This window comes from Vibrio sp. 10N.222.49.C12, assembly GCF_041475025.1.
GTDB lineage: Bacteria > Pseudomonadota > Gammaproteobacteria > Enterobacterales > Vibrionaceae > Vibrio > Vibrio crassostreae_C.
In genome coordinates this window covers 1-1,062 of sequence record NZ_JBFRVF010000079.1, presented here as the reverse complement: position 1 = coordinate 1,062, position 1,062 = coordinate 1, and the positions used below count along the sequence as shown (strand labels likewise).

The following is a 1,062-nucleotide window of genomic DNA, read 5'->3' as shown; positions in this document are numbered from 1 at the left end:
AATCGATTAACCTAGTAGGCTAAGTGCCGAGTTCGGTGCTTGCTTCGCTTGAGCAAGAATCGAGCTTGAAGCTTGAGAAAGGATCTGAGACTTAGTCATCTGAGTCGTTTCTTTCGCGAAGTCGGTATCTTTAATACGGCTCTTAGATGCGTTAACGTTCTCGTTAATGTTGTCTAAGTTGCTGATAGCGTGGTCGAAACGGTTTTGGAAAGCACCTAGCTCAGCACGGTGGCTATCTACATACTTAAGTGCCGCATCGATAATAGCTACAGACTCTTGTGCGCCGCCAACTGATGTTACGTCGATAGTATCAACCGTTACGTCTTTGCCAGGTTGCATGCCTAGTTCGCCAGCCAGGCTGCCAGAGAATGCCACTTCGCCTTCAACCTTGTTGTTACCAGTAAACATTTGTAGCTTACCGTCTTCAGTTACAGACGCTTTAACAGAGTCTTGTTGACCGTTGATGTACGTTGCTAGCTCTTCGATGTCGTCACCCGCTTTTGCGCTGATGTCGATTTCTTGTGCTTGACCGAAGTTATCAGTGAACGACATTTTTAGGTCGTTAGAGCCTGCTTGAACGTTCCAATCTTTATCTTTCGCGTTCTCAGTTTGGTAGCTCTTACCACCCATCTGAGCGTTATCAGAGCGCATGTCTTTCAGTTGAAGCATTACAGCTTCACCGTTATCCGCACCGATTTGGAATGATTTAGTACCGTGAGTACCGTTAAGCAGCTTGTTACCACCAAAAGACGTCGTTTCCGCGATACGGTTCAGTTCGTCGTTCAGTGCTGTTACTTCTTCTTGAATCGCTACACGCTCAGATTTTGAGTTTGAGCCGTTTGAAGATTGTAGAGACAAATCACGCATACGTTGCAGGATGTTAGTCGTCTCGTTCATTGCACCTTCAGCAGTTTGTGCAATTGAGATACCGTCGTTCGCGTTACGTACAGCAACATCAAGGCCACGACTTTGAACGTTCAAACGGTTCGAGATTTGTAGACCCGCAGCGTCATCTTTTGCGCTGTTGATTTTTGAGCCAGAAGCTAGACGCTCCATTGATGT

1 protein-coding gene is annotated in these 1,062 nt (G+C 46.3%); it reads right to left on the bottom strand.

Features of this window, described 5'->3' with window-relative positions; translation table 11 throughout:
• Window positions 1–6 precede the first annotated feature (6 nt).
• The coding region (locus tag AB4583_RS19365; protein WP_372118888.1) for a flagellin at window positions 7–1,062 on the bottom strand (1,056 nt) is incomplete at its 5' end.